Source organism: Deinococcus aquiradiocola, assembly GCF_014646915.1.
In the GTDB taxonomy this organism is placed as follows: domain Bacteria; phylum Deinococcota; class Deinococci; order Deinococcales; family Deinococcaceae; genus Deinococcus; species Deinococcus aquiradiocola.
Genome location: NZ_BMOE01000009.1, coordinates 34,654 through 58,249 on the forward strand (window position 1 = coordinate 34,654; position 23,596 = coordinate 58,249).

The 23,596-nt window shown below is 71.9% G+C and carries 23 protein-coding genes; 6 read left to right on the forward strand and 17 right to left on the reverse strand.

The window, feature by feature from the left end:
* Window positions 1-71: 71 nt before the first annotated feature.
* The 12 genes from IEY33_RS12860 to IEY33_RS12915 form a co-directional block, all read right to left on the reverse strand.
* The gene (locus tag IEY33_RS12860) at window positions 72-1,031 is read right to left on the reverse strand and encodes an HpcH/HpaI aldolase/citrate lyase family protein (protein WP_188963687.1); all 960 of its coding nucleotides are present in this window, start codon (window positions 1,029-1,031) and stop codon (window positions 72-74) included.
* Window positions 1,028-2,131: a cysteine protease StiP domain-containing protein gene (locus IEY33_RS12865; protein WP_188963688.1), complete on the reverse strand. Its 1,104-nt coding sequence runs from the start codon at window positions 2,129-2,131 to the stop codon at window positions 1,028-1,030. Before IEY33_RS12865 ends, IEY33_RS12860 begins: the two co-directional genes overlap by 4 nt.
* Window positions 2,118-2,885: an HAD family hydrolase gene (locus IEY33_RS12870; RefSeq protein ID WP_188963689.1), complete on the reverse strand. Its 768-nt coding sequence runs from the start codon at window positions 2,883-2,885 to the stop codon at window positions 2,118-2,120. Before IEY33_RS12870 ends, IEY33_RS12865 begins: the two co-directional genes overlap by 14 nt.
* A 35-nt stretch (window positions 2,886-2,920) precedes the next feature.
* Window positions 2,921-4,174: a phosphoribosyltransferase domain-containing protein gene (locus tag IEY33_RS12875; RefSeq protein ID WP_188963690.1), complete on the reverse strand. Its 1,254-nt coding sequence runs from the start codon at window positions 4,172-4,174 to the stop codon at window positions 2,921-2,923.
* Window positions 4,171-5,265, reverse strand: coding sequence for an ATP-grasp domain-containing protein (locus tag IEY33_RS19490; RefSeq protein WP_188963691.1), 1,095 nt, complete (start codon window positions 5,263-5,265; stop codon window positions 4,171-4,173). The genes IEY33_RS12875 and IEY33_RS19490 overlap by 4 nt, the downstream gene beginning before the upstream one ends.
* Window positions 5,266-5,408: 143 nt before the next feature.
* Window positions 5,409-6,170 (reverse strand): hypothetical protein, encoded by a 762-nt coding sequence (locus IEY33_RS12885; protein WP_188963692.1) that lies wholly within the window; start codon window positions 6,168-6,170, stop codon window positions 5,409-5,411.
* A 103-nt stretch (window positions 6,171-6,273) separates the two neighbouring features.
* Complete coding sequence (locus IEY33_RS12890; RefSeq protein ID WP_188963693.1) at window positions 6,274-7,341, reverse strand: DUF475 domain-containing protein; 1,068 nt, start codon at window positions 7,339-7,341, stop codon at window positions 6,274-6,276.
* 229 nt (window positions 7,342-7,570) lie between these two features.
* Complete coding sequence (locus IEY33_RS12895) at window positions 7,571-8,146, reverse strand: TerD family protein (protein WP_188963694.1); 576 nt, start codon at window positions 8,144-8,146, stop codon at window positions 7,571-7,573.
* 105 nt (window positions 8,147-8,251) lie between these two features.
* Window positions 8,252-8,839: a TerD family protein gene (locus IEY33_RS12900; RefSeq protein WP_188963695.1), complete on the reverse strand. Its 588-nt coding sequence runs from the start codon at window positions 8,837-8,839 to the stop codon at window positions 8,252-8,254.
* Between the two features lie 52 nt (window positions 8,840-8,891).
* Entirely contained in the window at window positions 8,892-10,163 is a 1,272-nt protein-coding gene (locus IEY33_RS12905) for a VWA domain-containing protein (protein ID WP_188963696.1), read from the reverse strand.
* A 79-nt stretch (window positions 10,164-10,242) separates the two neighbouring features.
* The gene (locus tag IEY33_RS12910; RefSeq protein WP_188963697.1) at window positions 10,243-11,541 is read right to left on the reverse strand and encodes a TerD family protein; all 1,299 of its coding nucleotides are present in this window, start codon (window positions 11,539-11,541) and stop codon (window positions 10,243-10,245) included.
* Between the two features lie 125 nt (window positions 11,542-11,666).
* Entirely contained in the window at window positions 11,667-12,242 is a 576-nt protein-coding gene (locus IEY33_RS12915; protein WP_188963698.1) for a TerD family protein, read from the reverse strand.
* A gap of 504 nt (window positions 12,243-12,746) precedes the next feature.
* Between IEY33_RS12915 and IEY33_RS12920 the strand changes: the two genes are divergently transcribed.
* The 3 genes from IEY33_RS12920 to IEY33_RS12930 all read left to right on the forward strand — a co-directional run bounded on the left by IEY33_RS12920 (window position 12,747) and on the right by IEY33_RS12930 (window position 15,796).
* The gene (locus IEY33_RS12920) at window positions 12,747-13,637 is read left to right on the forward strand and encodes an RIO1 family regulatory kinase/ATPase domain-containing protein (RefSeq protein WP_188963699.1); all 891 of its coding nucleotides are present in this window, start codon (window positions 12,747-12,749) and stop codon (window positions 13,635-13,637) included.
* A gap of 88 nt (window positions 13,638-13,725) precedes the next feature.
* The gene (locus IEY33_RS12925; RefSeq protein ID WP_188963700.1) at window positions 13,726-14,568 is read left to right on the forward strand and encodes an HpcH/HpaI aldolase/citrate lyase family protein; all 843 of its coding nucleotides are present in this window, start codon (window positions 13,726-13,728) and stop codon (window positions 14,566-14,568) included.
* 67 nt (window positions 14,569-14,635) lie between these two features.
* A complete protein-coding gene (locus IEY33_RS12930; RefSeq protein WP_188963701.1) occupies window positions 14,636-15,796 on the forward strand; it encodes an XdhC family protein in 1,161 nt (386 codons plus the stop codon).
* Between the two features lie 5 nt (window positions 15,797-15,801).
* Here the strand turns inward: IEY33_RS12930 and IEY33_RS12935 are convergent, their stop codons facing one another.
* Window positions 15,802-16,416, reverse strand: coding sequence for a nucleotidyltransferase family protein (locus IEY33_RS12935; protein WP_188963702.1), 615 nt, complete (start codon window positions 16,414-16,416; stop codon window positions 15,802-15,804).
* Between the two features lie 149 nt (window positions 16,417-16,565).
* Here IEY33_RS12935 and IEY33_RS12940 point away from each other — a divergent pair, with 149 nt between their 5' ends.
* Window positions 16,566-17,963 carry an RsmB/NOP family class I SAM-dependent RNA methyltransferase gene (locus IEY33_RS12940; protein WP_188963703.1) on the forward strand — a complete coding sequence of 466 codons (1,398 nt, stop codon included), beginning with the start codon at window positions 16,566-16,568 and terminating at the stop codon, window positions 17,961-17,963.
* Between the two features lie 122 nt (window positions 17,964-18,085).
* Here the strand turns inward: IEY33_RS12940 and IEY33_RS12945 are convergent, their stop codons facing one another.
* The 3 genes from IEY33_RS12945 to mnmE form a co-directional block, all read right to left on the reverse strand.
* The gene (locus IEY33_RS12945; protein WP_188963704.1) at window positions 18,086-18,787 is read right to left on the reverse strand and encodes a peptidylprolyl isomerase; all 702 of its coding nucleotides are present in this window, start codon (window positions 18,785-18,787) and stop codon (window positions 18,086-18,088) included.
* A 50-nt stretch (window positions 18,788-18,837) separates the two neighbouring features.
* On the reverse strand, window positions 18,838-19,464 hold the full coding sequence (locus IEY33_RS12950) for a DUF1345 domain-containing protein (RefSeq protein ID WP_188963705.1): 627 nt from the start codon (window positions 19,462-19,464) through the stop codon (window positions 18,838-18,840).
* 107 nt (window positions 19,465-19,571) lie between these two features.
* On the reverse strand, window positions 19,572-20,882 hold the full coding sequence (gene mnmE / locus IEY33_RS12955; RefSeq protein ID WP_188963706.1) for a tRNA uridine-5-carboxymethylaminomethyl(34) synthesis GTPase MnmE: 1,311 nt from the start codon (window positions 20,880-20,882) through the stop codon (window positions 19,572-19,574).
* A 37-nt stretch (window positions 20,883-20,919) separates the two neighbouring features.
* On the opposite strand from mnmE, the gene IEY33_RS12960 reads away from it, so the two are divergent.
* On the forward strand, window positions 20,920-21,504 hold the full coding sequence (locus IEY33_RS12960; protein ID WP_188963707.1) for a P-loop nucleotide/nucleoside kinase family protein: 585 nt from the start codon (window positions 20,920-20,922) through the stop codon (window positions 21,502-21,504).
* An 81-nt stretch (window positions 21,505-21,585) separates the two neighbouring features.
* Complete coding sequence (locus IEY33_RS12965) at window positions 21,586-22,638, forward strand: LLM class flavin-dependent oxidoreductase (protein WP_188963708.1); 1,053 nt, start codon at window positions 21,586-21,588, stop codon at window positions 22,636-22,638.
* A 299-nt stretch (window positions 22,639-22,937) separates the two neighbouring features.
* On the opposite strand, the gene IEY33_RS12970 is transcribed toward IEY33_RS12965, so the two are convergent.
* Window positions 22,938-23,519: a DUF4258 domain-containing protein gene (locus IEY33_RS12970; protein ID WP_188963709.1), complete on the reverse strand. Its 582-nt coding sequence runs from the start codon at window positions 23,517-23,519 to the stop codon at window positions 22,938-22,940.
* Window positions 23,520-23,596 lie beyond the last annotated feature (77 nt).

Genomic DNA, 23,596 nt, shown 5'->3' on the forward strand with positions numbered 1-23,596 from the left:
ACGCGAAGCCGCCGCCCGCCGCGAGCACCAAACCGGATGAGCTGACGGGCAGGAGAACGTAAGGAACGGGTTCAGGACTCCGGATTCGGAACTTCGGGGTCGTCCTGCACGCCGTACAGCTGCGCGCGCCGCAGGATGCGTTCCGCCCAGCCGCGGTGCGTGGTGGGTTCGCACATCGCGCCGTCCAGGGCGAACACGGCGTCCGCGTCCGGTTCCAGGATCGCGCGGGCCTGCGCGAGGTGCCGGGCGTCCACCCGGTACGCTTCCGTCACCACGCTCACCTGCGAGGGGTGAATGACGGTCTTGCCGGTCAGGCCGCGCTCCAGGTCCTGACGCAGTTCGCGGCGCAGCGTGACGGGATCGCTGAACACCTCGTACACCGGGCTGGACAGCGAGAAGCCCCACGGCACGAAGGTGCCCACCAGCATCTGGATCGTCTGCGCGAGCGGTCCCTCGTGCAGCGTCTGTCCCGGCACGCGGCGCAGGCCGAGCAGCTGCATCAGGTCGTTGCCGCCGAGCCTGAGCGTCAGGATGCGGCGGCTCATGCCGCTGTCCGTCAGGAAGTCGCGCAGGGACTCCATCTGGCGGGCGCTGAACACCTCGCGCGTCTCCAGGGTGGGCATGACGGGCACGCCGGGCGGCAGGAGGCCCAGGGTGTCGCGCAGGGTGCGGCGCGTCGCCTTGGGCAGCACGAAGCCGTGCAGGTTGCGCCAGCCGTCCATGCCGAGCACCGCCTCCAGGGTCCGCAGGTCACGGACGCGCACGAAGCGCAGCGGTCCGCTGCCGGGACGCAGCTGCGGGAGGGCGTCCGTGAGGCGCGCGAGGGCGAGCGGCACGTCCTGCGTCCGCACGGCGTCCTCCAGGCAGTAGATCAGGGAGTGCGGGAGCGGCAGGCCGCCGGGGCGTCTGTCGCCGTTGCCGAGGTCGGCGAGGTCGTGGCGGGTGGCGGGCGTGTACAGGCTCGCGCCGAGCTGCAGCGGGTCGATGGCGGGCGTGACGGTGGTGGGCGTGGCAGGCCTTCTGAGGGTCACGGGGTCTCCTCCCGGTGCCGTTCTTCCCGGTGTCCGGGGCCGATGAGGCTCATGGCGGCGTACGGCAGGTCCGGGTGCAGGTGCACGGGCAGGCCCGCGTCCCTCGCCATGACTTCCAGGTGGTGCGTGTCCTGCGTGCTGGCGCGCACGACGAGCGCGGCCGGGCGGCGGCGCAGGAACACGCGGGTCGCCTCGCCGATGCCGGGCTTGGCGAGGTGCGGGTCGCGGCACCCGTACTGCGCGGCGATGGCGAGGGCCGCGCTGGCCGGGTCGTGCGGGCGGTCCTGCGGGACGGGCAGGGCGTGCGCGCTGCGGGTCAGGGTGTCGAGGGCGTTCACGTACGCGGCGCTCACGTCGTGCGCGTGCAGGGCGTGCAGGTGCTCGGCAGCGTGCAGGCCGCGGGCCGCCGCGTCCCGCGTGAGGAAGGTGCGGCTCACGAGGCCGCTCACGGTGGCGTTCAGGGCCGCGTGCGGCAGCAGCCGGTCCTCGAAGCTGCCCGCCAGGGTCGCCACGCCCGCCGGGTCGTACAGGGCCGCGAGGGTGGGGCGCACGACGTGCCCGGCGAGACTGCCGCGCAGCGTCTCCAGGATGCTGCCCTTGCCGGTCCAGCCGTCCACGAACACCACGCTGCCCGCGTCCCGTTCGCGCAGCAGCAGCGCCAGCGCGTGCAGGTCCAGCCCCACCCCGCGCACGATGCTCAGCCCGTAGTGCGCGCTGTCCACGCCGGACCTGCTCAGCAGGCGGTGCAGCAGCACGCCCGCCGGGAAGCCCGCCCGCGCGAGCGACACGAGCGTCACGCTGCCCCCGGCCGCGCGCGCCTGCAGCTGCGCGGCGAGGCCCAGCAGGGCGGCCGCGACGTGCGGTCCGTTGCGCTGCAGGGCGTCCCGGTACGTGGCGGTCTGCAGGTCGCTGGGCGGCGCTTCCGGCGTCAGGAAGTGCCCGTACGACTCGCCCGCCGCGATGCGCGACTCCTTCTCGGCGAGCGTGACGGTGGGGGCCTCGCCTGCCGCGATCAGCAGGCGCAGGTCGCCCTGCGCGTAACTGCTGCGCACGGTGGCGGGGGGGTGCGGGGCGGGTGGGGGCGGCCTAACGCTGCTCAAGTTCGTTCTCCAGCACCGCGCGCATCAGCTGACTGTTGCCGGGCGTGAGCGCAAAATCGCACAGGTTCATGAAGGGCACGTCAGCCAGGCTGTCGCCCAGACCCAGCGTCACGAGTTCCTCCCCGTCGTGCTCCTCGCGCAGCTGTTCCAGCACGTACGCGGCGGCCGCTTCCTTGCTCACGCCGCGCGCGATGACGGTCAGGTTGTTGCCGTTCGCAAAGTACCGCAGGTCGATGCCCGCCTCCTGCCGCCACAGCGCCCACTGCTGACTCATGGCGTCCAGGCTGTTCTGCAGGGCATACGGGTGCTTCACGACGACCATCATGGGGAGGCCGGACGCCTCGTGCAGGCGGACGGTGCAGTCGAGGTGCATCAGGTCGCTGATGTGCTGCGCGGCCTGCGCGGCGAGCCGCAGCGCTTCCGCCTGATCTTCGAGCGTCTCGCGCATCACGAGCGTCCACGCGCGGTCCGGCTGTCCGCCGGGACGCAGGACGGTCGCGCCGTGGTCCAGCACCGCCCAGGACTCGAAGCTCATCACGACCCGTTCGAACGCTTCCCGGTCGCGGCCCGTGACGGGCACCAGGGTCGCGCCGCGCAGCAGCGTGCCGAGCAGGTGCGCCTGCGTGCGGCTGTGGAAGCTGTGCGGCTCGCCCGTCCGGTCGAGGGTGGCGGTGCCCGCGCGGAGCGCCTCGTCGAGTTTACGGCCGGTGAAGAAGAGGGTGTCGTCCAGGTCGCACAGGGCGATGGTGTGCATGGGAACCTCCGGGGTGGGTGGGAGAGGGTGCGTGGTCAGGCGAGCCGGACGGCCGTGGCGTTCAGGGCGTCCAGCAGGGCCGGGTCGGGGTGGGCGTGGCCTTCGTAGCCGACGAGGATGTGGTCGAAGGCCCCAGCGGTTACGTTATACACGAAGTTCGGGATGCCGTCTCGGTAATTGTCCGTGAACTCCAGCGCCGACCCGATCTCCCCCCACACCGTCACCGGACTGCGCGTCGTCGCCGAATGCCGCACCACCAGATCCGGCCGCGCCTCCTGCACCCGCAGCGCCAGCAGATACGGCAGGTACTGGAACTCCCCCGTCCCCAGCACCAGCACCCGCGCCCCCACCGGCAGCCCCAGCAGGCCCGCGAGCGCCTCGGAGAGCAGCGGCGAGTCGCTCACGTCCTCCCCGGTCCTCGCCCCGCGCGGCGCGAGCAGGTCCGTGCGGTCCCCCCCGTCCCCTACCACCGGCGGCAGCACCGGCGGCCGGTACGCGGCGTCCGCCTCGAACTCCAGCGCGCCGCTCAGCAGACTCACGCTCCGCACCGGCACCCCCACCGCCGCCTGCACCTGCGCGTGCCTCGGGCACAGGTCCGTCAGGCTCACCAGCACCACCTCCCGCAGCGCCGGGTTCAGCGCCCGGTACGCGCACGCCAGGTTCTCCAGCGTCGTCCCGGTGGACAGCTCGTCGTCCACCAGCACCAGCGTCCCCGCCTGCCCGAAGTGCCGCGCGTCCCGCTCCCGCACCGGGCGGTACAGCAGGTGCCCGCTCGCGTGCGAGTGCGGCTCCTGAAACTCCAGCGCCAGCGGCGACCGCAGGTGGTACCGGGTGGTGTGCAGGTACGTCACGTCGTCCCGGCAGGACAGGCGCGCCCACTCGCGCGCCACGCCCTCCCCGAGCGCCGTGGCCGTCTCGGCCAGCCCCACCACCAGCACCGGCCCCGGCAGCCCCTGCGGCAGCTGCGCCGCCAGCGCACGGTGCGCCTCACGCACCGTGAGCGGCGACACCGGCACGTGCTTGCCCAGCACGCGGCTCACGAGCAGGTAACCGCGCTTCGGGTTACGGCGCACTCCGAAGCCCAGCAGCCGCTCCAGCGGCCACGCACTGCCCGCCGTCCCGTCCGGCACCGCGCCGTCCCGCCCGGCCACAGAGGGTGGCCCGCCGTGCAGGGCGAGCCGCAGCTCGCCGCTCGGCAGCCGCACGCGCGTCACCGTCCCGCCGGAACCGCCGGTCTCCGTCACCGTCCCTTCCGCCTCCGTCACCGTTCCCCCGTCGGCCCGCGTCACGACCGCACCGCCGCCGCGCCGTCCGGTCCCGGCATCCCGCCCTCCAGCACCACCGCGGTCTTCATTTCCGCCACCCGCAGCCCCGTGCGCCCCGCAGGCACGTCCTGCGCCCGCACCTCGCCCAGCGCCAGCCGAGCGGCCAGCGACGCGAAATTCACGCCCGCCGCCATGCTGTACCGCAGCCCGCCCGACGCGCGCGCGTTGATCTCCAGCATGTTCGCCACGCGCGACCCGTCTGGCAGGACCGCGTCCTTCGTCTGAAAGTTGAAGATGCCGCTCAGCCCGTACCGCCGCGCCACGCCCCGCGCCGCCTCCAGCAGGTCCGGCCGGTCCTCGATCAGCTGCGGACCGCCGTCCGGCAGCTTGCGCCGCACGACCGCCGCCGCCAGCTCGCCCTGCCACGCCACGCAGTCGACGGACCGTTCCGCGCCCTCCAGCGTGTGCATCAGCAGCATGGTCGGCAGCGCGGAGCCGTCCTCCTCGCCCTGCGCGAACAGGCGCCGCGCCTCGTCGTAACTCATCTGGTACAGTTCGCCCTTCAGGAAGCTGCCCAGGTCACGGCCCTCGGTCAGCACCCGGAACCCGGCCGCGTAGATGCCGCGCGCGGGCTTCACGCACAGCCGCGTCACGCCCGGCACGAACGCCGGATGAGCCCGCAGCGCCGCCACGCCCGCCTCGAAGCCCGCCACGTCCCGGAAGGTCGTCCAGGCCGGAATCGGCAGCAGGTCCGCGTCCCAGCCGCTCAGGAATTCGTCCTTGCGGTCCAGCAGGCGCAGCGTGGCCGCGTCCGCCACCGTCAGCACCTGCACCCCGGCCGCCAGGAATTCCGCCGCCCGGTCCGCGACGGCCGCCGCCTCCTTGCCCACGATGAACACCTGCGGCCGCTCGCGCCACACGGTCTCCAGCAGCCAGTCCACGTACGCCGCGCCGAGCAGGCCGCGCGGCTCCTGCACGCCCCGGTCCGCCACGTGCAGCATCGGGTTCTGCGGGTCGCTGTGACTCGCGAGCGTCCGCAGCCGCCCCTCCTGCCGGACGGCCTCGATCTGCGCGCTGGTGACGGAGAAATTCTTGTTGAAGTACACGGTGTCCATGCATGCCTGCCTTGAAGGACTTCCGGAACGGCCCGCACTCCGGAACGAGAAGGTGAAGGAAACGGTGAGCGGCACGGCCGCCCGGCGTGACGACCGGCCGGGCAACGCGAACGGGAAAACAAGGGAGGGGAGAGGAGGACCGTTCAGGAACCCATGCCGCCCAGCTCGCGGCCCAGCTGCCGCGCGGCGCGGCGCAGCTCACCCTCCAGTCGCGGCCCGTGCTGCGCGGCCGCCGTGCGGAACCGGCTCAGCTCCCCGGCACTCAGCCGCGCCAGCACCACGAAGCGCGGCGCGCCCTCCCCGGCCCCCTGCGCGCCCTGCACCTCGATGCGCGCCCGGCGCGCCCCGAGTCCGTCCAGCAGGCCCGCCAGGAACTCCGCGTGCACCTCGGACTCCGCCCGGATCTGCCGCTCCGGCCGCGCGAGCAGCCACGCGCCCTGCAGTGCGCGCAGCTGCACCGCCTGCGCGATGGGCCGCGCATCCTGCACGATGTCTTCCGGTGTCAGGGCCGCGCCCGCCTGCACCAGCAGCTCCTCCGTCAGTTCCGGGTCCGCGTCCAGCCAGCCCGCCGCGCGCGACGCCACCAGCGCCGGCACCGACAGCGCCTCCAGCACCTGCCGCCGCTCCGGGACGCTCAGGTCCTCGGCATCCACGAGGCGCAGCAGGGCGTCGTCCTGCCCGTCCGTGCCGAGCGCCGCCAGCCACCCGTGCGCGGGCCGCCAGCCCTCCAAGTCGTCCGGATCGCGGGTGGGCGGCAGGCCCGGCTCCAGATCCCGGAACGTCAGGCCGTGCGTGCTCAGCAGCCGCACCAGCGCCCCGCGCGCCGCCTGCCGCTCCCCGCCCGACGCGCCCCGGTACAGGTTCAGGACGCCCCTGGCCCGGTTGAGGAGATTGCTGTCCGTCATGCCCTCAGGCTAGCGTAGCGTGCCCCGGCCCGCGCCCCGGAACGGCAGGGGCGGGACAGTCCCGCAGAACTGCCCCGCCCCCACCCGCCTCCGGGTGTTCCGGTCAGCTGCGCGAACTCGTCTGCTCCAGCGCCTCGCGGCGGTTGGCGCGCAGGCTCGTCCAGATGGCGAGCGCGATGAAGCCCGCCCCGATCAGACCCGTCACGACCTCCGGGATGTGCACGCTGTCACTCATGCTGAGCAGCATGATCACCGCGAGCGCCCCGATGCCGTAGTGCGCGCCGTGCTCCAGGAACCGGTACGTGTCCAGCGTGCCGCTGCGGACGAGCGACACCGTCAGGGACCGCACGAAGATCGCGCCGATCGTCAGGCCCGCCGCGATGATCACGATGTCCTTCGTGAGCGCGAACGCACCGATCACGCCGTCCAGCGAGAAGCTCGCGTCCAGCACCTCCAGGTACAGGAAGCTCGCCAGGCCCGCCGCGCCCGCACGGGCCGCCATGTCGTCCACGTCGAACAGGTTGCCGAGCGCGTCCACCACCAGGAACACCAGGATGCCGACCACGCCCGCGATGAGCGCCGTGTACTGCATGTCGGGCGCCACGAGGTAATGCACGCCGAGCAGCAGCACCGCGCCCGTGATCACGACCTGAATGGTGTCCAGGCGACCGACGCGCGCCAGCTTGCGTTCCAGCCACGCGAACCAGTGCTCGTCCTTGTCGGGATCGATCAGGTACTTCAGGAACACCAGCATCAGGAAGCTGCTGCCGAACGCGTTGATCGGAACGCGCGCCTCCTCCAGGTGACGGCTGTACTCCTCCGGGTTCCCGAACGCCTGCTGGATCACCTCGAAGAAGCCCAGGCCCGCCGTGATCGACACGATCACGATGGGGAAGATGAACCGCATGCCGAACACGGCGATCAGGATGCCCCACGTCAGGAAGCGCCGCTGCCACTTGGGGTCCATGTTGCGCAGCACGCCCGCGTTCACGACGGCGTTGTCGAAGGACAGCGACAGCTCCAGAATGCCGAGCAGCATGGCGATGATGAGGGCGGACCCGGCGGCCGAGATGGAGTTGCCGTTGCGCAGGTACCCGTCCACCACCGCCACGATGAGGGCCACGACGCTGACGCCGATGGCGAAGCCAAAGTTCTTGACGAAATTCTGCATGTCTTCTCCGGTGATACAGGACGCGGCGACCCGCTCACGGTGCCGCTCCGGCCGGACCTCGCTGGGCCCGGTCACGGTCGAACGTCAATCTAGCGTGGTGGGCGGGGGACAAAGAAGCCCCGAATGAGAAGGACTGTACCTTCCGCTCACCCGGGGCAGAGACACGCCGAGGCGCGACCCTCCAGTCCGGTGACGCCCGTACCGTGCAGGGACGTCACCGGAATTCCGTTCAGATCACGACGCCGTAACTGCCGCACAGGGCCTTCAGGCCGCCCGCGTACCCCTGACCGACCGCACGGAACTTCCACTCCGCGCCGTTGCGGTACACCTCCGCGAAGATCACGGCCGTCTCGGTCGAGAAGTCCTCACCCAGATCGAAGCGCACCACCTCGGCGCCCGTGTCCTCGTTCACCACGCGGATGAAGGCGTTGCGGACCTGCCCGAAGTTCTGACGGCGGGCGTCCGCGTCGTGGATGGTGACCGTGATGGCGACCTTGTCCACGTCCTGCGGCACGAGACCCAGGTCCACCTTGATCTGCTCGTCGTCACCGTCGCCCGCCCCGGTGCGGTTGTCGCCCGTGTGCTCCACGCTGCCGTCCACGCTGCGCAGCTGGTTGTAGAAGATGAAGTCCGCGTCGCTGCGGACCCGGCCGCCGCTGTTCAGCAGGAAGGCGCTGGCATCCAGGTCGAAGTCCTGACCGTCGGTGGAGCGCGCGTCCCAGCCCAGGCCGACCACCAGTCGGCGGAGGTTCGGGTCCTGCTTGCTGAGGGAGAGATTGCCGCCTTTCTGAAGGGAGAGCGCCATGATTGATCCTCCTGTGCGTCCCGCCGGGCTGCGTTGGGCCTGCGGGCGTGGGGTGCGGGCCGCGGGGTGTCCCGCGTCCCTGTGGAAGCTTACGACGTGCGGGGCTTACAGGTGACGGCGGATGTCCGGCAGCATGTCCTGAAAGGTCCGCCCGCGGCTGGGCGTGCCGAGCGCCTGCATGTTCCAGTCGCGGCCCTCGCGGTACAGGCGCGCCATGACCTGCCCGGTGTGGTCGCCGCCCGCCGAGAGGTTGAAGCGCGCGATCTCCGCGCCGCCCGCGTCGTTCACGAGGCGGCAGTACGCGTTCTCGACCTTCCCGAACGTCTGCCCGAGAAAGCTGTTCACGGTGAACACGATGGTCTGCACGTCCTGCGGAACGCGCCCCAGGTCCACCTTGATCTGCTCGTCGTCGCCGTCCCCGGCGCCGGTGCGGTTGTCGCCGGTGTGCGTGACGCTGCCGTCGCGGCTCTTGAGCTGCCGGAACCACACGCTGTCGAGCAGGGTGCCGCCCGCGTCGAAGAACAGCGCGCTGGCGTCCAGGTCGATGCTGCCGCCGTCGCCGCCCATCAGCTTCCCGAGGAAGCCCTTGGGTTTGGCGACGTCCCAGCCGAGGCCCATGGTGACGCGCTGCAGGCCGCTCCCGGCGGTCTTTTCGAGGCTGATGGTCTGGTTCTTGCTGAGGCTGAGTGCCATGAGACTCCTTGAAGTGCGGTGGGTGGTGCAGGTCCTTGTGAGGGGTGGGGGGTCAGCGCAGTCCGGCGCGGCGGCTCTCGCGGTCCCAGGTGTCGAGCTCGTTCACGAGCAGTTCGAACAGTTCCGCGTCGGGCAGCCGGATGGGGCTGCGGACCTTGAAGAAGTCCGCGTTGTCCACCACGCGGCCCGGCAGGTCGTCGAGCTTCTCCAGGAACTCGAAGTCCACGCGGCCCGCCTCGATGCCCATGAACTTCCAGAAGATCGCCTCGCTGGACGCGTCGCGGATCTCGCGTTCGGCGGCCGCGCGGTTGCTGGTCGCGCCGTCCGTGATGAACAGCACCAGCACCGGGTCGCGGCTGGATTCGCGGCGGCTGTCCTCCCGCACGAGTTTCAGGATGGGGGAGTAGTGCGTGCCGCCCTCGAACTGAAAGCGCAGGCCCGGCACGAAGCCCTCCACCGTTTCGAGCGACACGCTGCCGATGCGGTGCGCCTGAATGCCGAACAGGTACACGTCCACCTGCCCGTCGTCGTCGAGGCGCGCGGCGAGCGCCAGGGCGCGGCGCACGAGGTCGTCGACGGCGCCGCTGCGGAACTCCTGCGTCATGGACGCACTGATGTCCAGCACGAGCTTCACGCGGTAGCGTGCCTCCGACAGGCCGCGCTTTTCGAGGCTGACGGCCGCCTGCTTGATGAGGTTCACCATGCCGGGCGTGCTCTCGGCCTTCCTGAGCAGCACCGCCTGCCGTTCCTTCACGAGCGACACGGGCGTGGCGGCGGGCGCGGGTGGCGCAGCGGGCGGCGCGGACGCGTCGTCGCTGGCTTCGCCGCCGAAGTACTCCAGCAGGGCCTTCAGGCCGCCGCCGAAGCCCTGACCGACCGCCTGCACGCGCCAGTCGCCGCTGTGCCGGTACAGTTCCAGCAGCATCAGCGCCTTCTCGCCCGCCAGGCCCGCCGCGCCGAGCGGCATGCGCGCCAGGGGCGTGCCGCCCGCCGCGAGCGTCACGCTGCCGCCCTGCATGGCGCTGAGCGGGGCGGTGTCGCTCGTCGCGACGAACATCAGGCGCGACACGCTCGCCGGGAGGGCCGCGAGGTTCACCTCGAAGCGCCGCGAGGTGCCGTCGCCGCTCACGGTGACTTCGCCCTGCGGGCTGCTCGGCTGGTTGAAGAACACGAAGTACCGGTCGTCCTTCAGCTGGCGGTCGTCGTCCAGCCCGAATACGCTGAGGTCGGCGTCGGGGTGCTGCACGTCCACCGTGACGGTCAGCTGGCGTGCGGGCGTGAGGTCCGCCAGCTTGAGTTTCTGGCCTGCCTGGAGGTCTTGCATGGAGGTCCTTGTGGAACATGGTAGCCGCGCGGAACGCGGAACCGGATGAACTTGAGGGGGACAGCGTCCGGGGGCGGCGTTACTTGCTGCCTGCCTTCCACTGGAAGCCGAAGCCGTAGTGCTGGTCGCAGTCCTGATGCCCCTGGAAGTAGCGTTCTTCCTTGCTGACCTCGATGCGCCCGCCGACGTTCTCGAACATGGCGATGGCGCAGAAGGTGCGGCGTGCGTCGGGGTTGTTCAGGCGGATGAAGATCTCGTTGCCGCCCGCGTCCTTGACGTTCAGGCGGCCGTTCACGGCGGTGAAGTCGCTCGTGCCCTGATAGATGAACGCGAACACCAGCACCTGCTGGATGAGGTCGGGGCGCAGGATGTAGAGGTTCTCGCCGTCGAGCGCCTGCCCGCTGCGGTCGTCCTTGTCGAGCATGATGTACGGCGAGAAGCGCTCGGACCCGAAGCGCCCGCCGAGCGCCTGGATGACGCCCATGTCGCCGTCCTTCATGACGTACATGCAGCCGAGGTCGAGGTCCGAGTCGCCGACCGCCACCGGCAGCCCGAAGATGCCGCGGCGGGTGCCGCCGCCCTTGTCCCAGTTGAGGTTGACGTGCACGGGCTGCTGTCCGGCGTCCTTGCGGAGGCTGATGCTGGCGCGCTGGCCCTGCTTTTCGAGCGTGACCTTGCTGAGCCGCACCGTGCTGGGCGGCGTGCTGGCGGGTGTTGCAGGGGTGGGCGGGACGGGCGCAGCGGGTCGCCGCGTGTCGATGGGCGCTGCGGGACTGGCCGCCGGGGCGGGTGCGGGGCGCGGCGGGGCAGGCGCGGGCGGGGCGGCATTCACGGGTGGGGTGGGCGTGGGGGCCGGGGCCGCCACCTCACCGCCGTACGCCTTCACGAGCGCGTCCAGCCCGCCCGCGAAGCCCTGCCCGACCGCCGAGAGGCGCCACACGTCCTTCAGGTACACTTCCGCCACGATCACGGCCCGCTCCGGCCCGAAATCCGCGCCGTGGAACGGGAAACGCGCACGTTCCTGCCCGCCCGCCCGGACGCTCAGGTGCCCGCTGGAGATCTGCGAGAAGCTGCCCGCGTCCACGCTGGCCGTCACCATCAGGCGCTCCACGCTGCGCGGCACGCGCGACAGGTCCAGCGCGAAGCGCGTCTCGCCGCCCGCCTGCGGGCCGAGCAGCGTCACCGCGCCCTCCGGGCTGGACCGCTGGTTGTAGAAGATCATGTACCGCTCGTCCGACAGTTTCCCGGCCGGGTCGAGCCCGAACACGCTCACGTCGTACTCGCTGGCGGGACCGGCCACGCGCACGCCCAGTTCCAGCTGCAGGGAGGGCGTCAGGTCCGACAGTTTCAACCGCTGACCACGAATCAGTTCAGGCATGCATGCTCCACGTGGGGGGACGGAAGGTAAGGAAAGGCGGAGCCGGGACGCCACCCGGTTCCGCCTTCCAGAAGTGCTGCTTGTTCAGGCGGGGCGGGGGCGACCGTGCCCGCCTGCGGGCGTCTTCAGGCGTTCACGCCGTAGCTCTGCACGAGCGCCTGGAAGCCCGCGTCGTACCCCTGGCCGATCGCCTTGAACTTCCAGTCGGCGCCGCTGCGGTACACCTCGCCGAAGATCATGGCGGTGACGGTCCCGGCGTCCTCGGACAGGTCGAAGCGCGCGATTTCCGCGCCGCCGTCGCCGTTCAGCACGCGGATGTACGCCTTGTCGACCATGCCGAAGTTCTGGCCGCGCTCCTTGCCCTCGTAGATCACGACGGTCGCCACGACCTTCTGCACGTCGGCGGGCAGCTTCTCGAGGTCGATCATGATGGTCTCGTCGTCACCGTCGCCCGCGCCGCTGCGGTTGTCGCCCGCGTGGACCACGCTGCCGTCCGAGGACTGCTTGTTGTTGAAGAACACGAAGTCGGCGTCGCTGCGGACCTTGCCCGCGTCGTTCACGAGGAACACCATCGCGTCGAGGTCGAACTCCTTGCCGTCCGTCTTGCGGGGGTCCCAGCCGAGGCCCAGCGTGATCTTCTTGAGTCCGGGGGCTTCCTTGCTCAGCGAGACGTTCCCGCCCTTGGTCAGTGATACGGCCATGTTGTGCTCCTAGGGGTCCTGCAAGAGTAGAGAGAGGGTGAGTGGCGTTCCGGCGGACCTCCGCGCACGTGCCCGCGCGGTGCGCGGAGGTCGGTGCGGGCCGCGTCCGCAGGTGCGGTCGCGGTCCCGTGGAGTCTGCCTTGCGCCCAGTATGCCGAGCGCCCGGTGGCCCCTAGGTATCATTAACATTTCAAAAACATGAAGAAACGGTATAGCCGCTCCCGGCGGCTCGGCGGGAGGGCCGAGCTGCAGAGCCGCCCTCCGCCCCGTGCCGCACGGAAAGGGACGGCACGTCACAGGTACCCTACGCCAAGTGGCCTAACGGTCCGGGCGTCTGCTACGCTGGAACCACACCAGCAAGGAGGTGCAGTCATGAGCGAGAATATCCAGATCGTCCTGTCCGTCCGCAGCGTCCAGACCCTCATCCACCGGAGCCACCATGCCGCACCCACCACTGAGACCCACCGCCCAGATCCAAGGCCCTGACCCGCTGCGCGGCCCCCGATGAAGGGCCGCAACGACCTGCTCCTCGACGACGTGACCGGCGACCCCCGGCAGCGCATGGAGCAGAAGAAGCACAAGGTCCAGGGCAGACGCCGCCGCAAGGACATGGTCCTGCCTGCCGACGGCAGCGACGCCGAGGCAGGCGACCCCACCCTCCTGAACCTCCGGAAGCTCGGGTACCTCACCGAGATCCTCGGAGAACTCAAGAGCGGCAAGGAAGCCACCGTGTACCTCGCGCGCGGCCCGCGCGGCCTGATCGCCCTCAAGCTCTACCGTGACCTCGAAGCGCGCAGCTTCAAGAACGACACCCTGTACCGCGCCGGGCGCGCCGTCGGCGACGAACGCATCGCCCGCGCCATCCGCAACCGCACCGCGGCCGGCGTCAAGGCGCAGCAGGCCCTCTGGACCGGCGCGGAGTACGCCATGCTCTGGAAACTCTGGAGTGCCGGGCTGAACGTCCCCGAGCCGCTCGTGGGTCCCGGCGTGAAGGCCTGCGCCGCCACCTCGCCCGCCGTGCTGATGCGCTTCATCGGGGACGAGGACGACGCCGCCCCGCGACTCAGCGAGGCCGTCCTGACGCCCGAACACGCCCTGATCGCCTGGAACGGCGCGCTGGACGGCATGGCCGCCCTGCTGCGGCTGGGCCTCGTGCACGGCGACTACAGCACCTACAACCTGCTCTGGTGGGAGGAGACTGTCATGATCATCGATTTTCCGCAGGTCTCGGACCGCGAAAACCCCAACTTCCAGCACCTGCTCGAACGCGACGCGGACAGCCTCAGCCGCAGCTTCCTGCGGCACGGCATCCGCGAGACCGGCGAGAGCACCCTGCGCGAGGTGCAGAAACGCGCCGCGCAGCCCGGCCCGCCGCCCCGCATCCAACTGCCCTGACCCCCGCAGCGCACCCCCGCCCGGCCCGCCCGACAGGGAAGGCCGGGCGGCTGCACTTTCCCCCTCCCGCGACCGCTACCCTGAACGCATGCCCGCCCCCACCCCCCAGCCGACCGCGCAGCCGTACCGGTCGGTGCTGTATGTTCCCGCCGACAACGCCCGCGCCGTGCAGAAGGCCCGCGCCCTGAACGCCGACGCCGTCGTGCTGGACCTCGAAGACGCCGTCCACCCGGACGCCAAGGCCGCCGCCCGCACGGCCGCCACCCAGGCCCTGCGCGGCGGCTTCGGCTGCCCCGTGATGCTGCGCCTGAATGGCCTGGACTCCCCGCACTTCCAGGCGGACCTGGAGGCCGCCCTGCTGTCCGCGCCCGCCGGCATCGTGCTGCCCAAGGCGGAGGACGCCCGCGCCGTGCGCGAACTGCACCTCGGCGTGCCGCTGTGGCTGATGATCGAGACGCCGCTCGGCGTGCTGCGCGCGCCCGAACTGGCGGCCGTGCCGGGCGTGGCGGGCCTGATGGTCGGCGCGAACGACCTGCACCTCGCCCTCCACGCCCGCCGCACCCCGGACCGCGCCGCGCTCGCGTACACGCTGGGTGCCGTGCTGCTCGCCGCGCGCGCGGCAGGCGTCACGGCACTCGACGCGGTGTACAACGACCTGCACGACCTGCAGGGCCTGGAGCGCGAGTGCGTGCAGGCCCGCGACCTCGGCTACGACGGCAAGACCCTCATCCACCCGGCGCAGGTGGACGTGGCGAACCGCGCGTTCGGCGTGACGGAAGAGGAAGCCCAGGCGGCCCGCGACCTGCTGGCGACGTGGGATGCGGCCGGGGCGGGCGTCGTCACGCACCAGGGCCGCATGATCGAGGACCTCCACGCCCGGCAGGCGCGCGACACCCTCGCCCGGCACGCCCGCGAGCAGCGCACCGCCTGAACGCCCCTCCCCGATTGCGGCGCGCGCCATGGCCCCGCACGCCCGGCCGCGCTACCATACCTGCAAAATGAACCCAGCCGAAACGAGGATGCTGCTGGCGGCCCTGGACGCCGCCCTGGAACGCGGACAGCGGGCCGCCATCGCCACGGTCGTGCGCGTCAGGGGCAGCGCGTACCGGCGCGAAGGGACCCGCATGCTGGTCCTCGACGACGGCGCGCAGGTCTGCATGCTGTCCGGCGGGTGCCTGGAAGGCGAGGTGGTGGAGGCCGCACTCGGCATCATCGCGTCCGGCACGCCCGAGATCGTGCACTACGACCTCTCCGAGGACGCCACCTGGGGCCTCGGGCTCGGCTGCGGCGGCAGCGTGGACGTGCGCCTGGAACGCGTGGAGCGCGACCCCGTCACGCTCGCGTGGCTGGACGCCCTGCGTTCCGGCGACGCGGCCGCCCTGTGCGTCCCCATTCACGGCGGGGGCCGCTTCCTGCTGCGCGAACACCCCGGCCACGGCGAGACCGGGGAGAGCGAGACGCTGCTCGGCCAGCTGGACGACCCGGCCCTGCACGCCTTCGCGGTGACGGCCGCCCGCGCCCGCCTGCACACCCGCGACCCGCGCGCCGCGACCGTCGCCGCGCCGGACGGGCAGGAGGTCTTCATCGACGTGAACGCGCCCGCACCGGAACTCGTCATCTACGGCGCCGGACACGACGCCATCCCGCTGTCCGCGCAGGCCGTCACGCTCGGGTACCGCGTCACGGTCGTCGACCCGCGCGACGCGTACCTCACGCGCGGCCGCTTTCCCGGCGCGGCCCTCTCGCCGCTCGCGCCGGAGGACCTGCACGGGAACCTCGTCCTCACGCCGCGCACGCAGGCCATCATCATGAACCACCACCTCGACCGGGACCGCGTGTGCCTGTGGCACGCCCTGAACAGCGCCGCGCCCTTCATCGGGATGCTCGGCCCGCGCAGCCGCTACCACCAGCTCACGGACGCCCTCGCGCAGGAGGGCCTGCACGCCACGCCCGAACAATTGGCGCGCGTGCACAGCCCCGTCGGCCTGAGCGTCGGCGCGGAAGCGCCCGAGGAGGTCGCGCTCAGCATCCTCGGCGAACTGATGGCGTGGCGGCGCGGCGCGGCCGGACAGCCGCTCAACGGCCACGAAGGACCCATCCACCACACGTACGCCGCCCGCCGCGAACTCGAACAGGACCCCGAACCGCAGCCCGGCTGAACGGATCAGCTCCCGAACGTGGCCTGCATGCCCGCCACGTCCTGCGGCGTGTCCACGTCCCGCAGCGCCTCCAGCGGCAGGTCCACCCACACGGCCTGCCCCGCGTACTCCCGGATGACGTGCCGTGGCCCGTGGTCGCCCTGCTGCGAGAAGTGCGGGAAAAGGTCCGCGCGGAACACGTGCGGCGGAGCGCGCACGCCCTCCGGGCCGAAGCGGGCCAGCACCAGCGGCGGTCGCGCCTGCGCATACGCGGCCAGCACGCGCGCCTGCATGGCCGCCGTGACGAGCGGCATGTCGCCCAGCACGAAGTTCGCGGCGTCCGTGCCGGGCGGCAGGGCCCGGATCGCGGCGCGGAAACTCTCGGAGATTCCCAGGTCCGGCCGGACGTTCTCGGTGAGAGTCACGTCCAGCCCCGCCAGCGCGGCCCGCACCTGTTCTCCCAGCGGGCCGGGCGGCGTGACGACCAGCACGCCGCCCGTGGGCGCGGCGTCCAGCAGGGCGCGCGTCGTGTGCCACACCAGGGCGCGCCCGGCGAGCGGGACGAGCTGTTTCGGGCGGCCCAGGCGCGTGCTGAGGCCCGCCGCGAGCACCACGCCCACCACCCTGCCGGAATCCGTCATGCCCAGAGGCTAGCATCACGGCCGCCCGCTGCAGGACAGGCCCGGTCCGGAAAGGGAAGAGGGGCGGGACTCCGGCCCGGTCACCTGCCGTATGCTGGGGGGATGCCACTCACCCCCCCCAGCGCCCGCCCGCCCCGGCCGGAAGCTTCATGACGTCCCCCCGTTCCCGCCCCGGCCGCGCCCGCCCGGCCCAGGACCGCACCGCCCAGGACCGCACCTCACAGGACCGTGCCGCACGGGACGACCGGCCCCGCCAGGACGCCCCGCAGGACGGCGCGGGCCGCGCGCGCTTCGTGCACGCCAACCCCGCCCGCGCCCTCAGCGTCCGCGTGCTCGTGTCGGTCATGGCGGGCGACAGTTTCGCCGCGCACGCCCTCGACGACGCCCTCAGCCACGCGGACCTCCCGCCGCGCGACGCGGGCCTGTGCACGCACCTCGTGTACGGCACCCTGAGGTACGCGCCGCTGCTGGAGGCCGCCCTCGCGCCCCTGCTGCGCGGCGAGACGCCCCTCAAGGCGCGCGCGCTGCTGCTGTGCGCCACCTTCGAGAAACTCGTGCTCGGCACGCCCCCGCACGCCGTCGTGAACGAGTACGTCACGCTGGCCCGCACCGGCTTCGGTCCGCCCGCCCTGGTGAACGCCGTGCTGCGCCGCGTGGAAGCCCCGGACGGCCTGAACCCCGACCTGACCCTCCCAGGATGGCTGGCCGGACAGTACCGTGAGGCCTTCGGCGCGCAGTCGAGCGCCGTGATCGCCGACCTGCTGCAACCGCAGCCGCTGTGGTTGCGCCTCACGCCCGCCGGGCAGGACAGCCTCCTCGACGAGGGCAGCCGCCTCGTCGCCGGGGAAGGCACCGAGGCCGCGTTCGGGGACGTGGCGCGCGTCGAACTGAACCGCCCGCTGCGCGCCACCGAGGCGTACGAGCAGGGCTGGGCGCAGCCGATCAATCCCGCCAGCATGGCCTGCGTTCTCGCGCTCGGCGACGTGGACGGCCACGCCGTCCTCGACCTCGCGGGCGGCGCGGGCATCAAGGCCGCCATGCTCAGCGCCGCCGGAGCGAACGTCACCAGCGTGGACCGCGTGCCCGGTAAGCACCGTGCCGCGCGCAACAACATGAAACGCCTCGGACTGAACGCGAACTTCATCACGGCCGACCTCACGCAGGCCCCGGACCTCACGCCCGGCGACCGCGTTCTGCTCGACGCGCCCTGCACCGGCAGCGGCACCCTCCGCTCCCACCCGGAAATCAAGCTGCGCCTCACCCCGCAGGCCGTGCAGGACGCCGCGCTCCTCCAGGCACAGATGCTCGACACGGCCGCAGGCCTCACCGCGCCCGGCGGGGTCCTCGTGTACAGCGTGTGCAGCGTCACGCAGGCCGAAGGTCCGCAGGCCGTGCAGGGCTTCCTGACGCGCCACCCGGAATTCACGCCCGAAGCGCTCCCGGACCTGCTCGTCCCGGCCGTCCCGAGCGGCGACGGCGCCCTGACCCTCCCGCTCGGCGGGGTGGACGGCTTCTTCATCGCGCGCCTGCGGAAGCGCGCCGACTGACACGGTTTTGAGCTGAACTCCAGGAGGTTGGCCGGGCGAGGCGGGCAGCCGCACGTACGGCCCAGACGAATGCAGGCGGGCGGCCCTGGTCTACACCGGGGCCGCCCGCCTTTGTGCCTCGTTCAGCGGGCGGCGGAGAGGATCTGCACGCTGACGATGGTGTCGGGCCTGGCGCTGCCGTTCTCGGTCTTGGTGAGGGCGTCCACGGCCTTCTGGCCGTCCACGACCTTGCCGAACACGCTGTAGTCGCCGGTCAGGAAGTCGGCGGGCGCGAGCGTGATGAAGAACTGCGAGCCGTTGCTGTCACGGCTCTGCGCGCGGGCCATGCCGAGCACGCCCGCACTGTCGAAGCGGGCCGTGGGGCTCGTCTCGGTCGTGAAGCTGTAGCCGGGGCCGCCCGCGCCGGTCCCTTCCGGGTCGCCGCCCTGCGCGACGAAGCCGTTCACGACGCGGTGGAAGGTCAGCCCGTCGTAGAAGTGGTTCAGGGACAGGAACACGAAGCTGTTCACGGCGATGGGCGCGGCCGTGCTGTTGAGGTCGACGGTGACCACGCCCTTGCTGGTCGTCAGGACGGCCCGGTACTTCCTGGCGGGGTCCAGCACCTGTTTCGCGGCCGTGAACTTGCGGACGGGCTGCTCGCTGAGGAACGCGACGGGCGTGTACGTCGCGGCCGGTGTGGTCGCCGGTGTGGTCGGCGTGGCCGTGGCGGGCGTGCTCGTGGCGGGCGCGGTGGTCTGCTGCGCCTGTTTCGCCTGGGGGGCGCAGGCGGCGAGGCCGAGGGCCAGCGTGCAGAGGGCCAGCGTGGTCAGTTGTGCGGAGCGCATACCCACAGTGTACGTGCCGCGCATGAACGCCGCCGCAGGCCGCGCCCACCCTACCCGATCAGGCCCGCGACGGTGTTGATGGTGAGCGCCACGAGCACCGTGTTGTACACGTACCCGATCAGGGCGTGCCCCGTCAGGCTGCGCCGGATCGTCTTCTGCGTCAGGTTGGTGTCCGACACCTGAAACGTCATGCCGATCGTGACGGCCAGATACACGAAATCCAGGTAGTCGGGGTGCCCCTCGTCCTGAAACTCGATGCCGCCCTCCGGCGCGTCGTAGTACAGGTGCGCGTACCGGAAGGTGTACACCGCCTGAATCATCAGCCACGACAGCGCCACCGACAGCAGGCCCAGCACCGTGAGGACCGTCGCCTCCACGCCCTGCCCGGACTTCTGCATGCCGCTCACCTGCGTGAGCGCGTAGATCACGCCGCCCAGACTCACGAGGCTGCCCGCCAGCACGATCAGGCTCGACACGGCGCGGCTGTCGTCCTCACGCGTGGCGAGTCGGCGCGTGTTGTGCGCGTCCGTCGTGAAGAACACCCACCCGGACATCAGCAGGAACACCACGCACGCCGCGCACCACCCGGCCAGCGCGTGCAGTTCCCAGCGGGACTCCGGCGGGAGGAACACGCCGGTCAGGACGCCGATCACACCCGCGATACTCAGTCTCAGCACTGCCGTCGGTTCTTTCAGCCACGTCTGCACGCCCACACCATACCCGCCCCCCGCGCCCACGACCTGAACCGTGCCTTGATGGGCGGCGCGCTGGGGTGGGTGGGCGCCTACTTCCCGACGCAGAAGTTCCGGAACACCCCGTCGATCACGTCCTCCTGCGCGTCCCGGCCCGTCAGTTCCGACAGGGCGTTCAGCGCCTCCTCCAGCTCGTACCCGGCGAGGTCGTCCGGCAGGTCGTGCGACGCGCGCAGGTGCTCCAGCGCCCGCCGCGCCGCGTCCTGCTGGCGCTGCGTGCCGAGCCACACCTCCTGCCGGGACGCGTCGTGCAGCAGCGCGTCCCGGACGGCGTCCCGCAGTTCCGGCAGGCCCTCGCCCGTCACGGCGCTCACCGGCAGGGCGCGCGCGTCGTGCCACACGGCCCCCAGGTCCGTCTTGGTCTGCACGGTCAGGACGTTGGACGGCAGCGCCTCCGCCGCCTCCCGCTCCCGCGACCCGTCCTCCAGGTAAAGCACGAGGTCCGCGCCCTCCGCGAGCCGCCGCGCCTGTACCACGCCCGCCGCCTCGATCACGTCGTCCGTGTCGCGCAGGCCCGCCGTGTCCACCAGCGTGATCGGCAGGCCCGCCAGTTCCAGGCCCGCCTCCAGGTAGTCGCGCGTGGTGCCCGCCACCGGCGTCACGATGCTGCGCTCGTACCCCAGCAGCGCGTTCAGCAGGCTGGACTTGCCCGCGTTGGGCCGCCCGATCAGCGCGAGCCGCGCGCCCTGCGTCGCCATGCGCCCCGCCTGCCCGCTCGCGATGAGTGCCTCCAGCTCCCGCTCCGCCTCACGCAGCGGCCCGTGCCGCTCCTCGTCCGGCACGCCCTCCTCCGGGTAGTCCAGCATCGCCTGCACGGCGCTCAGGGTGCGCGTCACAGCCAGCTGCACCGCCTCCACCCGCCGCGACACCGCGCCCGACAATCCCAGCGTCGCCTGCCTGCGCGCCGTGTCCGTCTGCGCGTTCACGAGGTTCAGGACCGCCTCGGCCTGCGTCAGGTCCATCCGGCCCCCCAGGTACGCCCGCAACGTGAACTCGCCCGGCCGCGCCGCCCGCGCCCCGCCCTCCAGCACCGCTGTCAGCAGGCGCGCCAGCACCGCCGGACTCCCGTGCGACTGCAGTTCCGCCACGTCCTCCCCCGTGTAGCTGTGCGGCGCGCGGAACACCAGGCACAATCCCTCGTCCAGCACCTCGCCGCCCGGCAGCACGAACTGCCCGTACAGGAAGCGGCCGCCGGGCGTGCCGCTCGGCGCACGCCGTCCCCGGAACACCGCGTCGGCCAGCGCCAGGGCACGCGGACCGCTCACCCGCACGATGCCCACTCCGGCGCTGCCCGGAGCGGTCGCGACGGCGGCAATGGTGTCGGACAGGCCCAGACGAGTCATGCCCGGCAGCATAAACGATCCCTGGTATCTTCCGGCCATGCCGCCCACCCTGATCCTCGTCACGGGCCTCCCCGCCTCCGGCAAGACGCACCTCGCGACCCGCGTCGCCCGGACATTCGGGCTCCCGCTCGTCAGCAAGGACGAGTACGAGGAAACGCTGCACGACCACCTGCCCACACTCACGCAGGCGCAGTCCCGGCCGCTCAGCTTCGCGCTGATGTACCGCGTGGCGCACGTCATCCTCTCGGCGGGCGGGCACGCCGTCATGGAGACGCACTTCTACCGCGGCGTGAGCGAGGCTCCCATCCTCGACCTGCTCACGCAGACGGGCGCGGACCTGCTGCAGGTGTTCTGCCACGCCCCGCTCGAAGTCATCCTCGCGCGGCACGAGGCGCGCGTGGCGCTCGGGCAGCACCCGCACCTGTACCGCCCCTGGCCTGCCCTGGCGGCCCTCCCGCCGCACATGTGCAGCGAACCGCTCGCGCTGCAAGGACCGCTCCTGCGGGTGGACACCACCGTGCCGGGCGGCGAGGACCGGGCCGCCGCGTGGCTGCGTCATCACCTGCCCCCGGCACGTCAGGCGCTCCGGTCGCTGCCCGCGCGCGCCTGGAGCGACCCGTGAAGCGCCCCGTCGTTCCTGTGAATCCCGTTCCATTGTCCCTGCGGCACGTTCGGGCGGGCCGGGCGGGTGTTGAATACCGGCATGTCTCTTCCCCTGTCCATTCTTGATCTGGTTCCGGTGCCTTCGGGGTCCGGGAGTTCGCAGGCCATCCGGAACTCGGTGGCGCTCGCGCAGGCTGCCGACCGCGCCGGGTACACCCGGTACTGGGTGGCGGAGCACCACAACATGACGTCCGTGGTGAGCAGCGCGCCGGAAGTGCTGCTCGGCGTGCTGGCCACGCAGACGGAACGCATCCGTGTGGGGTCGGGCGGCATCATGCTGCCGAACCACGCGCCGCTGAAGGTCGCGGAGAACTTCCGGACGCTGGAGGCGCTCGCGCCGGGCCGCATCGACCTGGGGATCGGGCGGGCGCCCGGCACGGACGGCGTGACGGCCCTCGCGCTGCGCGGCTCGCAGGACGCCCTGCACCGCGACGACCTGCCGGACCAGCTGGCGGAACTGCGCGCGTACACCGGAGAGGCCGGGTACTTCCCGCCGTCGCATCCGCTCGGGTCGGTGCGTGCGACGCCGCAGGACGTGCCGCTGCCGCCCATCTACCTGCTCGGGTCGAGCACGTACAGCGCGCAGCTGGCCGCGCAGCTCGGGTACGGGTTCGCGTTCGCGTACCACTTCAGCGCGGCGAACGCGGCCGAAGCGATGCGGCTGTACCGTGAGACGTTCCGCCCGTCCGCGCAGCTGCAGCGCCCGCACGCGATCCTGGCGACCGTGGCGGTCGCGGCCGACACCGAAGCCGAAGCGCAGCGCCTGTCGTCGTCCATCGGGCTGTCGTTCCTGAACATCCGCAAGGGCCTCAGCCTGCCGCTCCCCAGTCCAGGGGAGGCGCTCGCGTACCCGTACACGGCGCAGGAGCGGGCGTTCGTGGAGGGGTACGCGGCCACGCACGCGGTCGGCACGCCCGGTCAGGTGCGCGCGAAGCTGGAGGCGCTCGCCGGGCGGTACGGCGCGGACGAACTCATGCTGACGGGCGCCGTGCACGACCCGGCTGCCCGCATCCGTTCGGCGGAACTCATCGCGGCTGCCTTCGGCCTGACCGGCGCTGCCCAGGCGGTGCGCGAACCCGTCCTGGCCAGCTGAGCGGACGCACGGCAAGCCTCGCCACCCACGGTTCGGGCGCTGAAGGGTGAACGGCCAACGCCCTGCAGTCCCGCCGGAACGGCGGACGGCCTCCACCCCGGGTGGCGCCGTTCGCCGTTCCGGGTTCAGGGCGTGGCCAGCCGCGTCCGTCCACGACGACACGCCCTGCAGGACGCCTGCCCGCTTCTTGGGCAGAACAGCGCCCATGAGGACGCTTGCCCGCTTCCATCTCCTCCGGTCCGGAGATGTTGGCGCACTTGTCGCTCGGCTGAACTGTACAGGTTCAGCTCAAAGCGGTATCAGTTGCCGCGCTTCCAGCGGGTGCGGCCGCGCGTGCCGGCCCGGCTGCCCGGCTGCGCGGTGCGGGCGCGCATCTGTTCGTCGTCCCAGCGCAGCAGCACGGCGAGGCGGGCGCGGCTGATGATGTGGTGCGGGTGTTTGGGGATGAAGGCCGTGACGACGTCCAGGCCGTCCTCGTACATCTGCGCGACGACGTGCAGCGGCAGGCGGATGCCGCCCGACTCGAAGAAGCCGCACACCAGGAAGCGGCGTTCCTGCGGGTACACGGCGCGCACGCGGCCGCTGACGAGCACGCCGACGATGTCGGGCTCCAGGAAACCTTCGGCGCGGGCGTGCCCGACGGCGTGCGCGCAGACGTGGTAGTGCCCGTCGTACACGAGGTCGCGCAGGCGGGCGTGCGCGCGGCCGAGGCTGAAGTCGTCGGTGGTGACGCCTTCGAGCTCCTGTTCGCGCTGCGGCTGGACGGGTTTCTGCAGGGTGGGTCTGGGGGTGGCGGCCTGCTCTGTGGCGGCCTTGCGGGCCTGTTTCTCGGCACGGGCCAGCTGTGACCTGAGGGTCAGCAAATCGGTGTGTTCACGCATCGGCAGCCTCCCCGCCCGTCGTCCGGGCGACCTTCCCGCCACCTGTTTCGTGTTCGGGGTGGTCCCCAAAACGAAAA

Coding starts and splice junctions, on each gene's coding strand:
- IEY33_RS12890 (WP_188963693.1), bottom strand. CDS start 7,341: ATGCAGAATTTCGTCAAGAACTTTGGCTTCGCCATCGGCGTCAGCGTC.
- IEY33_RS12965 (WP_188963708.1), top strand. CDS start 21,586: ATGTCTCTTCCCCTGTCCATTCTTGATCTGGTTCCGGTGCCTTCGGGG.
- IEY33_RS12915 (WP_188963698.1), bottom strand. CDS start 12,242: ATGGCCGTATCACTGACCAAGGGCGGGAACGTCTCGCTGAGCAAGGAA.
- IEY33_RS12960 (WP_188963707.1), top strand. CDS start 20,920: ATGCCGCCCACCCTGATCCTCGTCACGGGCCTCCCCGCCTCCGGCAAG.
- mnmE (WP_188963706.1), bottom strand. CDS start 20,882: ATGACTCGTCTGGGCCTGTCCGACACCATTGCCGCCGTCGCGACCGCT.
- IEY33_RS12940 (WP_188963703.1), top strand. CDS start 16,566: ATGACGTCCCCCCGTTCCCGCCCCGGCCGCGCCCGCCCGGCCCAGGAC.
- IEY33_RS12920 (WP_188963699.1), top strand. CDS start 12,747: ATGAAGGGCCGCAACGACCTGCTCCTCGACGACGTGACCGGCGACCCC.
- IEY33_RS12895 (WP_188963694.1), bottom strand. CDS start 8,146: ATGGCGCTCTCCCTTCAGAAAGGCGGCAATCTCTCCCTCAGCAAGCAG.
- IEY33_RS12885 (WP_188963692.1), bottom strand. CDS start 6,170: ATGACGGACAGCAATCTCCTCAACCGGGCCAGGGGCGTCCTGAACCTG.
- IEY33_RS12930 (WP_188963701.1), top strand. CDS start 14,636: ATGAACCCAGCCGAAACGAGGATGCTGCTGGCGGCCCTGGACGCCGCC.
- IEY33_RS12945 (WP_188963704.1), bottom strand. CDS start 18,787: ATGCGCTCCGCACAACTGACCACGCTGGCCCTCTGCACGCTGGCCCTC.
- IEY33_RS12905 (WP_188963696.1), bottom strand. CDS start 10,163: ATGCAAGACCTCCAGGCAGGCCAGAAACTCAAGCTGGCGGACCTCACG.
- IEY33_RS12900 (WP_188963695.1), bottom strand. CDS start 8,839: ATGGCACTCAGCCTCAGCAAGAACCAGACCATCAGCCTCGAAAAGACC.
- IEY33_RS12970 (WP_188963709.1), bottom strand. CDS start 23,519: ATGCGTGAACACACCGATTTGCTGACCCTCAGGTCACAGCTGGCCCGT.
- IEY33_RS19490 (WP_188963691.1), bottom strand. CDS start 5,265: ATGGACACCGTGTACTTCAACAAGAATTTCTCCGTCACCAGCGCGCAG.
- IEY33_RS12935 (WP_188963702.1), bottom strand. CDS start 16,416: ATGACGGATTCCGGCAGGGTGGTGGGCGTGGTGCTCGCGGCGGGCCTC.
- IEY33_RS12870 (WP_188963689.1), bottom strand. CDS start 2,885: ATGCACACCATCGCCCTGTGCGACCTGGACGACACCCTCTTCTTCACC.
- IEY33_RS12925 (WP_188963700.1), top strand. CDS start 13,726: ATGCCCGCCCCCACCCCCCAGCCGACCGCGCAGCCGTACCGGTCGGTG.
- IEY33_RS12910 (WP_188963697.1), bottom strand. CDS start 11,541: ATGCCTGAACTGATTCGTGGTCAGCGGTTGAAACTGTCGGACCTGACG.